The organism is Streptomyces sp. NPDC030296, from assembly GCF_055572815.1.
The window spans coordinates 206,793-224,239 of the sequence record NZ_JBVICQ010000001.1 but is presented as its reverse complement, the minus strand read 5'-3'; the positions used below and the strand labels follow the sequence as shown (position 1 = coordinate 224,239).

The window sequence follows — 17,447 nt, the reverse complement described above, 5'->3', positions numbered from 1 at the left end:
CCCGGCCTACTCGACGTCGCCCACGGCGACGTCGCCGCCGCCGTGCTGCTCCGGCTTCAACGTCAGGGTCACCCGCTGCACCGACCGGGACGAGCGCTCCCCGCGGGCGTCGGCCTCCACGACACCGAACCGCAGCGCCCCGCCGCCGTTGCGCGTCCGCACCAGCTCGACCTCGAACTCCGCGGTGATCTCCCCCACCACGAACCGCAGCGGGGATCCCTGCCCGCGCCGCTGCGCCTCCGCCAGCTGCGTCCGCAGCACCTCGACGGCATCGGCCAGGTCCAGCCAGTCCTCGCCCCGACCACCGCTCGCCATGACCCGCCCTCCGTCACCCCGTCACGTTGCGCGCCCATCCTAGTGACCACACATCAGGAGCCCCCGGCGGCAACCCACTTCACCTCCCCGAGGCCGGAACCCGAACGTGCCGTCACCCCCGGCGGTCGGGGGCGACGGCACGTTCAGGCCGGGTGCGCGGGGTCCGCTAGCGCGTCCACCAGGCGGCCGACGCGTCGCGGAGGGTGTTCGTACCGCAGTGGATCTCGCCCATGCCCTGGTGGTACGTCTCCCAGTCGTCGATGTACGACACCTTCATGCCGGCGGCGGTGTACGCGGCCGTCACCGCCTCCGTGAAGATGTCCTTGCCGCCGATGACGGGGCCCCACTGGCGCGGCGCCAGGTAGTGGGTGCGGCTGAGGACGATGCCGTTGACGGCACCGGGGACGTACGCGCTGGTCATGACCGAGGGCGCGGGGGCGGCGGGGCTGCCGACGGCGCCGTTCGCGGACGGGGCGGCGCTGCCCGGCACGGCCCGGTCGAGCATCCGCTGCTGGCCGTGGTCACGGGCCACGTCGGGGAGTTCGGCGCCCGCGCCGAGGCGGCTCAGCCGGGGCAGGCGGAGCTTCTCGTCACCCGACTCGCCCCGCTGCTCACGGCCCTGGGTGAACAGCGCCGGGACGCGCACGACCTCGGCGTCCGTGACGCCCGTCTCGCGCTTGAGGATCGCGAGGTTGGCCTCGATGCGGCGCGTGGCGAGGTTGTTGTCGGAGACCAGCGTCTTCGAGGCGAGGGCCTGGTTGATCGTCTCGGTCGGGCCGACCGGCAGCGAGAACATCCGCTTCGAGCCGTGCCCGGCGGCCTTGGCGTCCCGCAGCAGCTTCAGGCCCGCCTCGGGGTCCGCCACGGCGAGCTTCCAGCCGCGCGGGGTGTCGGCGGGCAGGAACTGCACGAACTCGTCGACGTGGCCCACGTGCAGCCAGGAGGTGTCCAGGAACAGCGGGTCCTGCAACCCCTGCGACTTCAGGAAGGTCCGCATCACCTTGGCGGGCTTGGAGCCGCTGTCCGGGCGGTGCCCCATGATGATCCGGCCCGCCGGGAAGGAGCGGTCGCCGTGGGCGTAGGGCGGGATGGTCTCCACGTTGCCCATGGAGTTGAGCGTCCACTCCTCGGAGGGGCGGGCACCGGTCACCTGGACGGCGCCGACGTTCGGGCCGCGCAGCTTCTCGAACAGCTCCCGGCCCGCCTCGCGGTCCATCTGCGCCGAGCGCAGCATCACCCGCATGACCTGCCGCCGCCCGTCCGCGCCGGTCATGCTGACGTAGCCGGGCTCCACGAAGTCCTGCGCCCAGATGTCCTCGTACTTGGTGAAGTTGATGGTCGGCTTGGTGATGCCGGCGGCCCGCGCCTCCTTGTCGAGGCCCTCGCGGAAGATGCGGTTGCGCTTCGCGTAGCCCTCGGTGCCGGCGATCTTGGTGACCATCAGCTGCTGGGTGTTCTGCAGGTGGTGGTGGGTGAGGAGCGGTGCCACCCGCAGGGTCACCGTGTCGGAGGACGTGCCGGCGGAGGACTTCACGGTCAGCCGGATCCGGGCGGTGCCGTCCCACTTGGCGGTGTCCCGGATGACGTCCCGCGCCTCGACGCCGAACTCCACGCCCGCCCGCAGCTCGGCACGCGTCAGCCGGGTCTTGGCGGTGACGGGCACCCACTTGTCGGCCCGCTTGAGGAAGACGCGCGCCTTGTCGGCGCCGGCGGTCACCTTCACCGTGCCCTGCGCGCCGGACGGCAGGCTCCTCATCGGCACGGAGCGGACCCGCGCCAGGTCGGCGGCGTCGGCGGTGCCGTTCACCTTGGTGTCGGAGGCGTCGTTGCAGGCGGCCAGTTTCGCGTCGGACAGCGGCTTGCCGCCCGCGCCCTTGGTGGGGCAGCGCTTGGTGTCGTCGTCGATGTTGGGCAGCATCAGCGCGCCGCGACCGACCGTCCAGCCGTTCTCACCGGCGTTGTCCGTGGTGCCGGTGACGTCGACCTGGCCGTCCCGGTTCGCGTCCACCCTCAGATCGGTGGGCGGCGCCCCGTCCGCGAAGGCGACGGGCGCCGCGAGCGACGGCACGGCGAGCAGGGTGCCGGAGACGGCGAGCACGGCTATCGCACGGCGTGCGGGGCGGGTGAGGGCGGATCTCGGTGAACGCGTGCGCACAGGGCGTCCCTTCGGCAACGTGGGTGGTCGTCACAGAAGAGGGCCGAACCGGGAAATCCGTTCCCTGTACGCCGACTGTGCGTCCGGTGATCTACTCAACTCCCCGGATCCGCCCCACGAACACCGCCCCCGCCAGCCCGATCACCGCGGCCACGAGGTACAGCGTCCGGTAGCCGCCGAGGTACGTCACGATCGGCGCGGCGATCACCGGGGCGACCACCTGGGGAAGGGAGTTGGCGATGTTGACGACGCCCAGGTCCTTGCCCCGGTCGCGCGCCTCGGGCAGCACGTCGGTCATGAGGGCGAAGTCGACGGAGGAGAACACACCGAAGCCGAGCCCGAGGAGCGCCGAGGCGACGATCGCGCCGGGCCAGGTCGGCCAGAGCGCGATCAGCGCCGTCGCGACCGCCATCAGCAGCCCCGACCAGTACACGAACGGCTTGCGGCGCCCCACCCGGTCCGACCACACCCCGGCGACCACCACCGTCGCCAGCAGCATCACCGCGTTCACCGCCGTGAGGATCAGCACCCCCTGTTCGGGGTCGTGGTACCGGACGCGGTCCCGCAGGTAGAAGAGCAGGTAGAGCAGGCCGATGCCGTTGCTCAGATTCACCAGGAAACGCGTCAGCCACGCCCACGCGAAGTCCGGGTGGCGGCGCGGGCTCAGCCAGAACCCGGCGAGGAAGCCCCGCCACGACCACACCGGCCGGTCCGCCACCGGCAGCCGCGGATCGGGGTTGCGCAGGACGTACGGCAGCACGCCCGCCAGCGTGAACACCGCGCACGCCGCGTACCCCGTGCCCACACCCCCGCCGAGTGTCGCGAGCCCCGTGCCGCCGACCACGCCCAGGATCTGCGCGGCGCCCAGCCAGCCGCCCACGGCGCCCCGTTGGAGTCGCGGCACCCGGTCCGGCACGGCCGCGGTGACCGCCGCCCAGGACGCGTTGAGGGTCAGCTGGACCAGACACCAGCCGGCCGCCGTCGTCCACAGCCCGCTCGCGCCCGCGAGGAGCAGCAGGGCCACCGCGCCGCTTGCCGCGCCCGCCACGATCCACGGCGTACGGCGCCCCCAGCGCGACGTCGTACGGTCCGACAGCGCGCCGAACAGCGGTGTGGCGACCAGGGAGACGACCGCGCCGGCGCCCGTCACCCAGGCCAGCATCGTCTCCTTCGACATCCCGGCACCCGGCGCGAAGTGCTCCGCCTGGGAGGCCAGCAGGATCTGCAGCGGGCCGTACCAGCCCACCCAGATGGCCCCGTTGGCCAGCGCCAGCGTGGCGGTCCAGCCCCCGCCGACCCGGGCGACGGGTTCGGCGAGGGCGTCGACCGGCTGCGTCGTCGTCATGCCCGGCGCTGCGCTCTGAGCAGGTCCCGGTACCACCCGTACGACGCCTTGGGCGTCCGCTCCAGCGTCGCGTAGTCGACGTGCACGAGCCCGAAGCGGCGGGCGTAGCCCTCCGCCCACTCGAAGTTGTCGAGCAGCGACCACACGAAGTACCCGCGGACGTCGACGCCCGCCTCCACGGCCCGGTGGAGCGCCCGGACGTGGCCGTCCAGGTAGGCGATGCGCTCCTGGTCGTCGACGCCCTCGTACGAGCAGCCGTTCTCGGTGATGACCACGGGCGGCAGCCGGTCGCCGTAGCGGTCCCGGAAGGCGGTGAGGAGGTCCGTCAGGCCCGACGGCACCACCGGCCAGCCGAAGTCCGTCGTCGGGACGTCCTCGATCTCCTTCACGGTGAAGGGGAGTTCGGCGGGGATCGTCACCCCGCCGAACTCGATGTCGGTGCCCTCGGGGGCGCCCACCCGGGTCGGGGCGTAGTAGTTGACGCCGTACCAGTCGATCGGCTCGGAGATCACCTTCAGGTCCGCCGAGACGTCGTCGCCCGGCATCAGCTCGCCGATCCCGTCCGGGTACTCGCCCAGCAGCACGGGCTCGGCGAACAGCCGGTTCAACAGCAGGTCGTAGAAGGCCGCCGCCTCCACGTCCGGCTGCTCCGCGGACGCGGCCCACGTCGGGCCGTGCGAGTTGGCGATGCCGATGTCCGAGGCCCCGGCCGCGCGCAGCGCCCGTACGGCCAGACCGTGGCCCAGCAGCTGGTGGTGGGCGGCCGGGAGGGCGTCGAACATCAGCTGCTTGCCCGGCGCGTGGGTGCCCAGCGCGTGGCCCAGCAGGGTGTGCTCGGCGGGCTCGTTGAGGGTGATCCACTTGCTGACCCGGTCACCGAGGCGGTCGGCGACGACGGCGACGTACTCGGCGAACCGCTCGGCGGTGTCCCGGTTCAGCCAGCCGCCCGCCTCCTGGAGCGACAGCGGCAGGTCCCAGTGGAAGAGGGTGGGCACGGGGCGTACGCCCGCCCCGGCCAGCTCGTCCACCAGCCGGTCGTAGAAGTCCAGTCCGCCGGGGGCGTTCACCCGGGGCCAGGACACCGAGAAGCGGTACGCGTCCACGCCCAGCTCACGCAGGAGCGCCACGTCCTCGGGGTAGCGGTGGAAGTGGTCGCACGCCACGGCCGCGTTCGAGCCGTCCTTGACGCGGCCCTCCTCGGCCGTGAAGGCGTCCCACACGGAGGGCTCGCGCTGGTCCGCGGCCCCCTCGATCTGATGCGCGGAGGTCGAGACGCCCCACAGGAAGCCGGCCGGGAACTGGGGTATCGGGTTCGTCGCCATGCGCGGATCATCCGTACCACGGGTAACGGAAGTCAACGGCCGCGAACGATTGCCCTGTTACCGCCGGGTATCAGCAGGAGCCCGCACCTCACGCCCCTTCCTTGAGCACCCTTCTGATCAGCTCCCGCTGCTCCTCCGTAAGCCCGGGATCCGCGCAGTACACCGTCCTGCCGTCGACCGTGATCTCGTACGAGAACCCGTCCGGCACCCCCAGCGGCGGCGTGCCCCGACCGGCGGCCAGCACCCGCTCGGCCAGAGCACGCCACTCCAGGGCATCGGGGCGCCCGCTGGTGTCCACCGCCGCGTGCCGCTCGATGCCCGCGAAACCGCCCGTGCGCCGCACCTCAATCCGCATGGGTCATGTCTAGTACGGAACTACAGCGTGCGCACGCCCACCTGTTCCCAGGCCTTGAGCACGGCCGTCAGCTCGTCGCCCTGCCCGTACCGTTCCTTCGTCGCCTTCACCGTGAGCGTCGCGAAGTCCACGAACAGCGCCTGCTGCTTGAGTTCGCCGCCGGTCAGCACGTCGTACCAGATCTGCCCGGCCCGCTCCCAGGCGTAGCCGCCGAGCGCGGTGGCCACCAGGTAGAACGCGTGGTTGGGGATACCGGAGTTGATGTGCACGCCGCCGTTGTCGCGGCCCGTGCGGACATAGTCGTCCATCGTCGCCGGCTGCGGGTCCTTGCCGAGCACGTCGTCGTCGTACGCGGTGCCCGGGGCCTTCATCGAGCGCAGGGCGACCCCCGTGACACGCGGCGCGAGCAGCCCCGCCCCGATCAGCCAGTCCGCCTCGGCGGCGGTCTGGCCCAGCGTGTACTGCTTGATGAGGGCGCCGAAGACGTCCGACATCGACTCGTTGAGCGCGCCCGGCTGACCGAAGTAGGTGAGGTTCGCCGAGTACTGGGTGAGACCGTGGCTGAGCTCGTGGCCGATCACGTCGACCGGGATGGTGAAGTCGAGGAAGATCTCGCCGTCACCGTCGCCGAACACCATCTGCTCGCCGTTCCAGAAGGCGTTGTTGTAGTCGCGGTCGTAGTGCACGGTCGCGTCCAGCGGCAGCCCGCTGCCGTCGATCGAGTCGTGCCCGTACGCCTTGAGCAGCAGCTCGAACGTCGCGCCCAGGCCCGCGTAGGCACGGTTGACCGTGGCGTCCTTGCCGGGGTCCTCACCCTCGCCGCGCACCTGGTGGCCGGGCAGGGTGGTGCCGTGCCGGGCGTCGTAGACGGTGCGGTGGGGTGTGCCGGGCTCGGCGCCGACGGGCGCGGTGATCGCCGGGGCGCCGATGACGGTGGTCAGCCGGCGGCGGGTGCGCTCGAGTGCGTCGCGCTCCAGGGTGCGGCGGGCGGCGCCGGAGAGCGCGGAGTCCTCGGCCTGGGCGAGCTTGTCGAGGACGTGGGGCGGTACGACTGTGCAGAAGACGGGCTCTTGGCCCCCGTTTGTCGTCATGAGTCGCACGATTGCACTCCGTTAGGGGCGTGTCACTAGGGGCGACCTTGATTGGTGAAATGTCGCCGTATGGGTTGCGAATCGTCATCGCCGTGTTACTGAGGGTGGTTTTTTTTCGGGGTGTGGGTGGGTGGGGGCTGATCGCGCGGTTCCCCGCGTCCCTTGGGTGGCGCCCCGCGCGCCCGGTGTGGCATTGCGCACCTTTTTGTCCCTGTTGGTTCCTTGGTCCCGCATACTGATACGACCCCGCGCGACAGAAGAGACTCGGCTACGCTGCTTCGCATCATGCGTTTCGGGCTGCTTCTCCTTAGCTGCCGCGGCGAGGGCCTGTAGTCGAGGCCGACCCCCTCCCCGCGGTGCTCTGGCGTTGCGTTGTCGGCCGTCCTTTCGGACCATCGAGGAGCCCACGCATCATGGCGAACCGCCAGCAGCCCACGTCCATGCCGATCCACAAGTACGGGCAGTACGAGCAGGTCGACATCCCCGACCGCACCTGGCCGGACAACCGGATCACCGTCGCCCCCCGCTGGCTCTCCACCGACCTGCGTGACGGCAACCAGTCCCTGATCGACCCGATGTCGCCCGAGCGCAAGCGCCGGATGTTCGACCAGCTGGTCAAGATGGGCTACAAGGAGATCGAGGTCGGCTTCCCGGCGTCGGGGCAGACCGACTTCGACTTCGTGCGGTCGATCATCGAGGAGCCGGGCGCCGTCCCGGACGACGTCACGATCTCCGTACTGACCCAGGCCCGCGAGGACCTGATCGAGCGGACCGTGGAGTCGCTGAAGGGCGCCAAGCGGGCCACCGTGCACCTGTACAACGCCACCGCCCCCGTCTTCCGCCGCGTGGTGTTCCGCGGCTCCAAGGACGACATCAAGCAGATCGCCGTCGACGGTACGCGGCTGGTCATGGAGTACGCCGAGAAGCTGCTGGGCCCCGAGACCGAGTTCGGCTACCAGTACAGCCCCGAGATCTTCACCGACACCGAGCTGGACTTCGCGCTGGAGGTCTGCGAGGCGGTCATGGACGTCTGGCAGCCCGGCCCCGGCCGCGAGATCATCCTCAACCTGCCCGCCACCGTGGAGCGTTCGACGCCGTCCACGCACGCCGACCGCTTCGAGTGGATGGGCCGCAACCTGTCCCGCCGCGAGCACGTCTGCCTGTCGATCCACCCCCACAACGACCGTGGCACGGCCGTCGCCGCCGCCGAGCTGGCGCTGATGGCGGGCGCCGACCGCGTCGAGGGCTGCCTGTTCGGGCAGGGCGAGCGCACCGGCAACGTCGACCTGGTCACCCTGGGCATGAACCTGTTCTCCCAGGGCGTCGACCCGCAGATCGACTTCTCCGACATCGACGAGATCCGCCGCGTGTGGGAGTACTGCAACCAGATGGAGGTCCACCCGCGCCACCCGTACGTGGGCGACCTGGTCTACACGTCCTTCTCCGGCTCCCACCAGGACGCCATCAAGAAGGGCTTCGACGCCATGGAGGCCGACGCGGCCGCCAAGGGCGTCACCGTCGACGACATCGAGTGGGCGGTCCCGTACCTGCCGATCGACCCCAAGGACGTCGGTCGCTCCTACGAGGCCGTCATCCGCGTCAACTCGCAGTCCGGCAAGGGCGGCATCGCCTACGTCCTGAAGAACGACCACAAGCTGGACCTGCCGCGCCGGATGCAGATCGAGTTCTCGAAGATCATCCAGGCGAAGACCGACGCCGAGGGCGGCGAGGTCACCGGCTCCGACATCTGGGCGGTCTTCCAGGACGAGTACCTGCCGAACCCGGACAACCCGTGGGGCCGCATCCAGGTCCGCAACAACCAGTCGACCACCGACAAGGACGGCGTGGACACGCTGACCGTGGAGGCCGAGGTCGACGGCGCGCGGACCACGCTGGTGGGCACCGGCAACGGCCCGATCTCCGCGTTCTTCGACGCCCTCCAGGGCATCGGCGTCGACGCCCGGCTGCTGGACTACCAGGAGCACACGATGAGCGAGGGCGCCTCCGCGCAGGCCGCCTCGTACATCGAGGTCGCCATCGACGGCAAGGTCATGTGGGGCATCGGAATCGACGCGAACACGACGCGCGCCTCCCTGAAGGCCGTCGTCTCCGCCGTCAACCGCGCGGCGCGCTGACCAGCCTCACCGGCGGTTTGAAAGCCCCGTTCGCCGAATTCCGGCGGGCGGGGCGCGTCGTTTACCGGCCAAACCCTGTGGAGGTCACGGGAAGGCATCGTCCGGAGTACTGACTCCGCCTCACCGATGTGGCTAACATCACGCAAGCGCGGCGATGTTGCCGTGGAGTAACGGAGGTGCGACGTGCTGCCAGGACGGGGACCAATCGGCCGTGCCGCCGGGCTCGCGCGCGGCGGGGAGGCCGGGAGCGCCGGACCGACCGGAGGCGCCGCGCGGCTCACGCGTCTCATGGGCACCCGGATCGCGTGGACCGGCGTCGGCGACGGCGAGTTCTTCTGCCCCGGCTGCGGAGGCGACCGCAACTACCAGCGCCTCACCGGACGCCGCCGCTTCACCCTCCTCGGTGTCCCCGTGCTGCCGCGCGGCGAGACCGGCCCCGTCGTGGAGTGCGCCGCCTGCCGCCACCACTACGGCACGGAGGTCCTCGACCACCCCACCACCGTCCGCCTCTCGGCGATGCTCCGCGACGCCGTCCACACCGTCGCCCTGGCCGTCCTCGCGGCCGGCGGCACCCGCACCCGCACGTCCCTGAGCGTCGCCGCGGGCGCCGTGCGCTCCGCCGGCTTCGACGACTGCACCGAGGACCAGCTCGACGCCCTCGTCGAGGCCCTCGCCGCCGACACGGGCCGTCTCTTCGGGGAACCCTGCGGGGCGGCCGGGCTGTCCATAGAGCTGCACGAGGCCCTCGACCCGCTCGCCCCGCACCTCGCCCCCGCGGGCCGCGAGGCGATCCTCCTCCAAGGCGCCCGGATCGCCCTGGCCGACGGGCCCTACACCCCCGCCGAACGCGACGTCCTGTCCACCGTCGGCGCGGCGCTCACCATCTGCGCGGACGAGGTGACCCGGCTGCTGGCGGCGGCCCGCACCCCGTCCTGACGCCCGCCCGCCGCGCTCTACAGCAGACCCGCCGCCGCCAGGAACTTGCCCACCCGCTCGACCTCGTCGTCCGAGAGCGGCACCTGCGGCTCCGCCGTCGCCGGGCACGCGATGACGCCCCGCAGATGCAGGGCCGCCTTGAAGGCGCCGAGAGCGGCGGAGCCGGTGCCCATGCGCCGCGGGTCGCCGGTGCGGACCATGCCGAAGAGGGCGCACAGCCGTTCCTGCTCGGCGCGGGCCCGGTCCCGGTCGCCCGTCCGGCACAGGCGGTGCAGCCGGACGTAACCCGCGGGGTCGACGTTGGCGAGGCCCGGGACCGCGCCGTCCGCGCCCATGGCGAGCGCCGCGTCGACGAGCAGCTCGGAACCGGTGAGGACGGCGAAGCCGGTGACACGGGCGTCGTCGCGGGCGCCCGTGACGACCGTACGGAACCCGGCCAGGTCCCCGCTGGAGTCCTTCAGCCCGGCGATCACCCCGTCCGCCGCCAGCTCCAGCACCACCTCGGCGGGCAGCTTGGTGTGCACGGCCGAGGGGATGTCGTACGCGAGGACGGGGACCGGGGAGCGGGAGCCGAGCAGACGGTAGTGGCGGGAGATCTCCGCCGGGTGGGTGGCGGTGTAGAAGGGCGCGGTCGCCACGACCGCCTGAGCCCCGGCCGCCGTCACGGCCCGGACGTGGTCGAGGACGCGGGGCGTGGTCATGTCGATCGCCCCGGCGAGCACCGGCAGCTGACCGCCGACATGCCCCACCACCGTCTCCACCACCGTCCGCCGCTGCCCGTCCGTGAGGAACGCCCCCTCCGACGACGACCCCAGCACGAACAGCGCGTCCACACCGCCCGCCACCAGATGGTCGACCAGACGGACCAGTGAGGGGACGTCCACCTCGCGGTCCGGTGTCAGGGGGGTGCAGACGGGCGGGATGACACCGGTCAGCGGGGCGGGGACGGTCATGGCTGCTCCCTTAGGTATCTCGTACGGCACGCTCCTGCACGGCCATGGCGGTGGCCGGGGACACAGACGCCGACCGGGACGCGGCCTCGGCGACCAGGGCCCCTGTCCACTCCGTCTCCTGCACAGGATGGTGGCAGCGGAAACGGTGTCCGGGGGCCGACGCGGCCGCGAAGCCCGGCATCACCTCCGCGCACACCTCGTCCGCCCGCCAGCAGCGGGTACGGAACGGGCAGCCGCTCGGCGGCCGCGTGGCCGACGGCACCGGGCCCGTCAGCGGGATCGGGTCGATCGGGTCCAGCAGCCCCGGCGTCGCCGAGAACAGCGCCCGCGTGTACGGGTGCCGCGACCGTCCGGTGACGGCGTCGGCCGGCGCCTCCTCCACGATCCGCCCCAGATACATGGTGATCACCCGGTCGCTCATCCGCCGCACCGTCTGGATGTCGTGCGACACGAAGACCAGCGCCAGCCCGAGCCGCTCCTTCAGGTCGAGCAGCAGGTTCAGGATCTGCGCGCGCACCGACACGTCCAGCGCGCTCGTCGGCTCGTCCGCCACGACGAGGCCGGGGTCCAGGGCGAGCGCCCGGGCGATCGCGACCCGCTGCCGCTGCCCGCCCGAGAGCCGGCCCGGCAGCCCGTCTGCCAGGACGGCGGGCAGGCCGACCAGCGCCATCAGCTCCCGCACCCGTTCCTCTCGTTCGGCGGGCGTGCCGCGCCGGTGCACATCGAGCGGGTCGCGCAGGATCCGGCGGACGGTCAGCCGGCGGTTCAGGGCCGTCGACGGGTCCTGGAAGATCATGCCGGTGCCGCCGCCCACGGTCGCCCGCCGCTCGGCAGGCGTCATCGACCACAGGTCCCGCCCCCGGAAGGAGACCGTCCCGGCCGTCGGCCGCTCCACGCCCACCAGCACCTTCGCCAGCGTGGACTTCCCGCACCCCGACTCGCCCACCACGCCCACCGTCTCGCCGGGCGCGATCGTCAGATCGGCGCCGGTCAGGGCGTACACCCGGTCGCGGGTGAAGAGGCCGCCGCCGCGTGCCCGGTGGACGACATGGGCGTCGGAGACCTGCACGAGTGGGCTGCTCACGGGGTCACCTCGTGCTCCGTCGTGGTCAGGTCCACCGCCGGGTGGTGGCAGGCCGCCGTGTGGGTGGGGGAGCCCAGCAGCGCCGGGACGGTCGTACGGCACACCTCGCTCGCGCGGGGGCAGCGGTCGGCGAAGCGGCAGCCCGCCGGGAAGTCGGCGGGGGAGGGGACGACCCCCTGGATCTGCGTCATCCGCTCGGCCGCCGACTCCAGCGACAGGACACTGCCCAGCAGACCGCGCGTGTAGGGGTGGGCCGGTGACTCCACGAGGTCCGCCGTCACCCCCGTCTCGACGATCCGCCCGCCGTACATCACGGCCACCCGGTCGGTGACGTCCGCGACCAGCGCCAGGTCGTGCGACACGAGGACGAGCGCGAAGCCCAGGTCCGCGCGCAGCCGCAGCAGCAGCTCGATGACCTGCGCCTGGACCGTCACGTCCAGGGCCGTGGTCGGCTCGTCGGCCACGATCAGCCGCGGGTCGCGGGACAGGGCCATCGCGATCAGCACGCGCTGGCGCTGACCGCCGGAGAGTTCGTGCGGATAGCTGCGGAGGGTACGGCCGGGGTCGAGGCCGACCATCTCCAGCAACGCGGCCGGAGCGCGCCCGCCGCCCCGCCGGACTACCTGCCTCAGCTGGGCGCGGATCGTCATCGCCGGGTTCAGCGACGACAGGGCGTCCTGGTAGACCATCGCCATGTCGTGGCCGAGCAGCCGGCGCCGCACCCGCATCGGCACACCCACCAGCTGCCGCTCCCCGAACACGACCCGGCCGCGCACCCGCGCCCCCTTCGGCTCCAGCCCCATCACGGTCAGCGCGGTCAGCGACTTGCCGCACCCCGACTCGCCGACCAGGCCCAGGACCTCACCGGCCCGGACCTCGAAGCTGATCCCGTCGACGATGTCCACGCCCCCGTGCCGCTTCTCGAAGCCGATCGCCAGGTCCTGAACCGCCAGCACCGGCCGCCCGGTGGGCAGGGGCCGCGCCCGTGCCCGCAGCCGCCGGGCCGCCTGCGCCAGCCCCGGCAGCGCGGCCTCGTCGGCGACGGCCTCCGGGTGGTCCGCTGCCGGTTCCCGGAGGCCGGCCACGACGGCCGCCGGACGCCCCTCCGCCGTCGGACGCCCCTCCGCGGCCGGAGTCCCGTCGCCGGTCGGCGTTCCGTCCTCCGCCCGGTGCTCCGCGTCCCGGTCCGCCGGTGCCGCCCAGGCGTCGGAGACGCCCTCGGAGAGGACGTTCAGGGACAGTACGGTGACCAGCATCAGCAGACCGGGGAACACGGTCGCCCACCAGCCGCCCGTCAGCACCATGTTCTTGCCGTCCGCGATGACGCTGCCCCATGACGGGTCCGGCGGCCGTACGCCCGCGCCGATGAACGACAGGGACGCCTCGAACACGATGGCCTCGGCGACCTGCACCGTGCAGAACACCAGGACGGGTGCGGCACAGTTGACGGCCACGTGCCGGACCACGATGTGCCGGGTGCGGGCCCCGATGACCCGCTCGGCGGTCACGTAGTCCTCGCCGTACTGGTCGAGGACGTTGGCCCGCACGACCCGGGCGACCGGCGGCGTGAACAGGAACGCGATGGCGCAGATCAGCACCTCGATGCCGCCGCCGAAGACCGCGACGAGCACTGCGGCCAGCGCGATGCCGGGGAACGCCATGACGACGTCCAGACAGCGCATCAGGGTCTCGTCGACCGCCTTGCGCGAGGTCGCGGCCACGGCCCCCACGAACGCGCCCACGAGGAGGGCCATCGTGGTGGCCCCCAGCCCGATCGCGAGCGACCAGCGCGCCCCGTGCATCAGCCGGCTGAGGATGTCCCGGCCGAGGCTGTCCTGGCCCATCCAGTGCTCGGCGGAGGGCGCCCCCGTGCCGCCGACGAGGCTCTGCTGGTCGAGCGGGTCGTGCGGGGCGAGCACCGGGGCGAGCAGGGCGGTGAGGACCACGACCGCGAGGAAGCACACGGCGATCCGCGACGGCACCGGCAGCCCCCGCCAGGCGCGCAACCGCAGGCCCGGCCGGGACAGGGCGTCCGTCAGGCGTTTGCGCGTGGTCACCATCAGGCCGAACATCAGCGCATCAGCTCGCATCCCTCAGTCGCGGGTTCACCAGCAGGTGGAGGACGTCGATGACGAGGTTGACGACGACGAACCCCGCGGCCGTGGTCAGGACGACACCCTGGACGACCGCCGGGTCGCCGTTCTTCACGGCGTCGATCATCAACTTGCCCATGCCGGGCAGCGAGAAGATCGTCTCGATGACGACGGCGCCGCCCAGCAGATAGCCGACGCGCAGCCCGAGCACCGTGAGCGGGTTGATCAGCGCGTTGCGCAGGACGTTGCGGCCCACGACGACCCGCGGCGGCAGTCCGCTCCCGATCGCCGTGCGCACGTAGTCCTTGTCCAGCTCCTCCACCACGGCCGTCCGCACGATCCGGGTGAGCTGCGCGGCCACCGGCAGCGACAGGGCGAACGCGGGCAGGGTCATCGTCTTCAGCCACCCGGTGAAGGAGTCGGCCGGATTGACGTAACCGCCGGTCGGGAACCACCCGAGGTCCACCGCCAGGTACTGGATCATCAGCAGCGCCAGCCAGAAGCCGGGCGCCGCGACCCCGGTCAGCGACACCACCCGGATGATCTGGTCCGGCAGCCGGTCCCGGTGGATCGCCGCGGTGATCCCGCCGAGCAGGGCCAGCACCACCGCGATCCCCAGCCCCAGGAAGGTCAGCTGGAGGGTGAGCGGAAGGGCGGTGGTGACCTGCTCGACCACCGGGGCCCGGGTGAGCGCGCTGGTGCCCATGTCGCCGTGGAGCAGATCCCCGACGAAGCCGACGTAGCGCACGGGCAGCGGGTCGAGGAGTCCGTTCTCCTCCCGGAACTCGTGCAGTTGCTCCGGGGTCGGGTTGGCGCCCTGGAAGAACGCGGACGCCGGGTCGACGTCCGAGAACCGCATGACGACGAAGACGAACAGCACGATCCCGAGCAGCAGGGGGACCAGCAGGGCGATCCGCCGCAGCAGGACGCGCAGGACAGCGATCACGCTAGACCCACTTGGCCTGGAGCAGGTTGATCCCCGGATAGGGCTGCGCCCTTATCCCCGACAGCCGCTTCGGGTCCCAGGCCGTCATCAGCTCGTTGTGCACCACCGGGTAGAGCACGGCCTGTTCGGCGACGACGTCGATGTAGTCCTGGACCATCGCCTTCTTCCGGTCGGCGTCCGGCTCCTTCGTGGCCCGGTCCATGTCCCCGAAGAGTTTCCTGGCCACCGGGGCGTCGGCCCAGCGCGCGTACCGCATCCACAGGTTCTGCGGGCCGTAGTTGTAACGCATGATCAGGTCCGCGTCGAGGCCGAACTGGTTGGGGTTGGAGGCGGCGGCCACGACCTGGTAGTCCTGCTTCTGGTCCATCTTCGTGAACACGGCGGTCGTCTCCTGGGGCGAGAGCGTCGTCTCGACGCCGATCGCGTCCCAGGACGCCTTGAGGGTCGGCAGACAGTCGACGATCCAGCTCACGTTCACCGCGAGGATGTCGACCTTGAGCCCGCGCACGCCCGCCTCGGCCAGCAGCGCCTTCGCCTTCTCCGGGTCGTACCCGTACACCGTCTTGGCCGGCCGGTAGCTGGGGTTCTCCTCGTTGAGGAAGGAACTCGCCGGTTTCCCGTGCCCCTTGAGGGCGACCTCGATCATCTTGTCGCGGTCGACGGCGTAGTGCAGGGCCTGCCGGACGCGGACGTCGTCGAAGGGCTTGTGCTTGGTGTTGAACATCAGGAAGAGGTTGTTCATGCCGGAGCCGCCCTGGACGGTCATCCCGCCCTTCTCCAACTGCCCGATGTTGGCGTACGGGATGTTGTCGGCGATCTGCGCCCCCGCGCTCGCCCCGGAGATCTTCGCGACCCGGGGTGCCGCGTCCACGATGGTCAGCCAGTTCATCTTCCGGAACGCGGCCGGACGCGGCCCGTTGTAGTCGGCGTACGCCTCGAACGTCGTGTTGGACTTCGGGTGGTGGGCCGTCTGCCGGTACGGCCCCGATCCGATCGCCTTGCCCTTGATGGCCTCCTCCCAGGCGCCCGGCCGGGAGAAGACGTGCTTGGGCATGATCTTCGCCAGGGTCAGCCGTGAGACGCCGTCGGGGAAGGGGAACTTGAGGACCAGCTCGACGGTGCGCGCGTCGACCTTCCGGACCTCCTTCAGCCAGCTCGCGAAGAACCCCTTGGCGAGGGTCTGGGTGCCGGGATCGAGGATCCGCTCGTAGACGAAGACCACGTCGTCGGCGGTGACCGGTTTCCCGTCGTGGAACGTGGCGCCGGGCCGCAGCTCGAACCGCCACGACGTGCCGCCGAGGTCGCCGGGCACGGCCGTCGCGAGGGCCGCGTACGGCTCGCGGGAGAGCGGGTCGGTGTCGAGGAGGCCCTCGTAGATGTGGTTGTTGGCGGCCATGCAGAACGCGGACGCGGTCTGCGTCGGGTCCCAGCTGCCGTCGTTGCCGTAGCCGATGACGGCGGTCAGGGTGCCGTTCCTACCGCCGCCACCGCCGGTGTCGTTCGTGGACTCCGGCCCGGCCGAACAGGCGGCCAGCGCGGGCGACAGGGCCGCGGCCGCGCCCAGCGCACCGGAGTGCTTCAGGAACGACCGTCGGGCCGGTGCCGGGGCGTCATGGGTCACATCGCGCACGGTTCCTCCAAAGAGGCAGCGGGGGAGCGAAGCGGTGGGGGGCTCGATGACAGAGGTACGACGTCCTACGTCCCACAGGGGGCAGCGTGACCTTAGGAGCGCCCGTGGGGGCGGTCAAGGGATCGCACACGAATGGCGTAGCCGCCAGAGGTTCGACCAATGACGGGGCAACACCGGTAGGAAATAAGGAGGGTTGAGGCCCCGTTGGGAGAGAATTCGCCGGGGTGGCCACCCGGTGTTCACCCGGTGTTCCCCCGGTCCCTTCCCGTGGTTCCCGTCCGGAGGTGGGTCGTCGGATGTCCGGCGAGCGTACGATGCGGCGCATGTCAGAGCAGAGCGGCGGCCGGCGCCGGCCCGAGCGGCGGGTGAGCGGCCAGGTCCAGCGGGCGGTGACGCAGCTGATCCTCGACCGCAAACTGCGGGCGGGGGCACCGCTGCCCACCGAGACGGAGCTGATGGAGGACCTCGGGGTCAGCCGCAACTCCGTGCGCGAGGCACTCAAGGCGCTCCAGGCCCTCGACATAGTCGACATCCGGCACGGCTACGGCACCTATGTCGGCGAGGCGTCCCTGACGCCCCTCGTCGACGGCCTGACCTTCCGTGCGCTCGCCCGGCCCGACGGCGACACCGCCGCGCTCGCCGAGGTCCTCCAGATCCGCGAGGTGCTGGAGGAGGGGCTCGTCCGCCGGGTCGCGGGCACGCTCACCGAGGCGGAGCTGGACGCCCTCGCGGCCGTCGTCGACCGGATGGAGGCGGCCGGCCGGGCGGGCGAGCCCGTCGCCGAACTCGACCGCGACTTCCACGAGCTGCTCTACGCCTCCCTCGGCAACGCGCTCGTCCCCCAGCTGCTCGGCGCCTTCTGGACGGTCTTCCTGCGGGTGGCCGGGGCCCGCGGCTGGACCGACGACCCCACCCCGGAGCTGACCGTCCGCCGCCACCGCGACATCGTCGCCGCCCTGCGCGCCCGCGACGTCGAGGGCGCCCAGCGGGCGATGTCGGAGCACTTCCGCGGCATCGAGGCCCGCGCGGCGACGGCCTCCCCCGAGCGGGCGGCGAGCCACGACGCGCGGCCGTAGTAGTGCTTCGT

The 17,447-nt window shown here is 71.9% G+C and carries 14 protein-coding genes; 3 read left to right on the top strand and 11 right to left on the bottom strand.

Annotation, left to right across the window (positions count from 1 at the left end):
• Nucleotides 1-6 precede the first annotated feature (6 nt).
• From ACZ4Z3_RS00935 to ACZ4Z3_RS00910, 6 genes are all read right to left on the bottom strand, one after another.
• Nucleotides 7-315 (bottom strand): trypco2 family protein, encoded by a 309-nt coding sequence (locus tag ACZ4Z3_RS00935; protein WP_468499043.1) that lies wholly within the window; start codon nucleotides 313-315, stop codon nucleotides 7-9.
• A 166-nt stretch (nucleotides 316-481) separates the two neighbouring features.
• Nucleotides 482-2,470 (bottom strand): protein-arginine deiminase domain-containing protein, encoded by a 1,989-nt coding sequence (locus ACZ4Z3_RS00930; RefSeq protein ID WP_468499042.1) that lies wholly within the window; start codon nucleotides 2,468-2,470, stop codon nucleotides 482-484.
• A 91-nt stretch (nucleotides 2,471-2,561) separates the two neighbouring features.
• On the bottom strand, nucleotides 2,562-3,815 hold the full coding sequence (locus ACZ4Z3_RS00925; protein WP_468499041.1) for an MFS transporter: 1,254 nt from the start codon (nucleotides 3,813-3,815) through the stop codon (nucleotides 2,562-2,564).
• Nucleotides 3,812-5,137 carry a GH1 family beta-glucosidase gene (locus ACZ4Z3_RS00920; RefSeq protein WP_468499040.1) on the bottom strand — a complete coding sequence of 442 codons (1,326 nt, stop codon included), beginning with the start codon at nucleotides 5,135-5,137 and terminating at the stop codon, nucleotides 3,812-3,814. The genes ACZ4Z3_RS00925 and ACZ4Z3_RS00920 overlap by 4 nt, the downstream gene beginning before the upstream one ends.
• 88 nt (nucleotides 5,138-5,225) lie before the next feature.
• Nucleotides 5,226-5,492: a protealysin inhibitor emfourin gene (locus ACZ4Z3_RS00915; protein ID WP_468499039.1), complete on the bottom strand. Its 267-nt coding sequence runs from the start codon at nucleotides 5,490-5,492 to the stop codon at nucleotides 5,226-5,228.
• 20 nt (nucleotides 5,493-5,512) lie between these two features.
• Nucleotides 5,513-6,583, bottom strand: coding sequence for a M4 family metallopeptidase (locus ACZ4Z3_RS00910; protein WP_468499038.1), 1,071 nt, complete (start codon nucleotides 6,581-6,583; stop codon nucleotides 5,513-5,515).
• Nucleotides 6,584-6,996: 413 nt separating this feature from the next.
• Here ACZ4Z3_RS00910 and leuA point away from each other — a divergent pair, with 413 nt between their 5' ends.
• Nucleotides 6,997-8,718 carry a 2-isopropylmalate synthase gene (gene leuA, locus ACZ4Z3_RS00905; protein WP_468499037.1) on the top strand — a complete coding sequence of 574 codons (1,722 nt, stop codon included), beginning with the start codon at nucleotides 6,997-6,999 and terminating at the stop codon, nucleotides 8,716-8,718.
• Between the two features lie 183 nt (nucleotides 8,719-8,901).
• Entirely contained in the window at nucleotides 8,902-9,654 is a 753-nt protein-coding gene (locus tag ACZ4Z3_RS00900; RefSeq protein WP_372503937.1) for a tellurite resistance TerB family protein, read from the top strand.
• Between the two features lie 17 nt (nucleotides 9,655-9,671).
• On the opposite strand, the gene ACZ4Z3_RS00895 is transcribed toward ACZ4Z3_RS00900, so the two are convergent.
• Genes ACZ4Z3_RS00895 through ACZ4Z3_RS00875 form a run of 5 tightly spaced genes read right to left on the bottom strand, consistent with a single transcriptional unit; the run spans nucleotide 9,672 to nucleotide 16,360 of the window.
• Nucleotides 9,672-10,607: a dihydrodipicolinate synthase family protein gene (locus ACZ4Z3_RS00895; RefSeq protein WP_468499036.1), complete on the bottom strand. Its 936-nt coding sequence runs from the start codon at nucleotides 10,605-10,607 to the stop codon at nucleotides 9,672-9,674.
• Between the two features lie 10 nt (nucleotides 10,608-10,617).
• Complete coding sequence (locus tag ACZ4Z3_RS00890; RefSeq protein WP_468499035.1) at nucleotides 10,618-11,691, bottom strand: oligopeptide/dipeptide ABC transporter ATP-binding protein; 1,074 nt, start codon at nucleotides 11,689-11,691, stop codon at nucleotides 10,618-10,620.
• Complete coding sequence (locus ACZ4Z3_RS00885) at nucleotides 11,688-13,751, bottom strand: dipeptide/oligopeptide/nickel ABC transporter permease/ATP-binding protein (RefSeq protein ID WP_468499034.1); 2,064 nt, start codon at nucleotides 13,749-13,751, stop codon at nucleotides 11,688-11,690. Before ACZ4Z3_RS00885 ends, ACZ4Z3_RS00890 begins: the two co-directional genes overlap by 4 nt.
• Before the next feature lie 19 nt (nucleotides 13,752-13,770).
• Nucleotides 13,771-14,730, bottom strand: coding sequence for an ABC transporter permease (locus ACZ4Z3_RS00880; RefSeq protein WP_359693449.1), 960 nt, complete (start codon nucleotides 14,728-14,730; stop codon nucleotides 13,771-13,773).
• A 1-nt stretch (nucleotide 14,731) separates the two neighbouring features.
• The gene (locus ACZ4Z3_RS00875; RefSeq protein ID WP_468499033.1) at nucleotides 14,732-16,360 is read right to left on the bottom strand and encodes an ABC transporter substrate-binding protein; all 1,629 of its coding nucleotides are present in this window, start codon (nucleotides 16,358-16,360) and stop codon (nucleotides 14,732-14,734) included.
• A 323-nt stretch (nucleotides 16,361-16,683) separates the two neighbouring features.
• Here ACZ4Z3_RS00875 and ACZ4Z3_RS00870 point away from each other — a divergent pair, with 323 nt between their 5' ends.
• Nucleotides 16,684-17,436 carry a FadR/GntR family transcriptional regulator gene (locus tag ACZ4Z3_RS00870; protein ID WP_468499032.1) on the top strand — a complete coding sequence of 251 codons (753 nt, stop codon included), beginning with the start codon at nucleotides 16,684-16,686 and terminating at the stop codon, nucleotides 17,434-17,436.
• The last annotated feature ends 11 nt before the right edge of the window (nucleotides 17,437-17,447 follow it).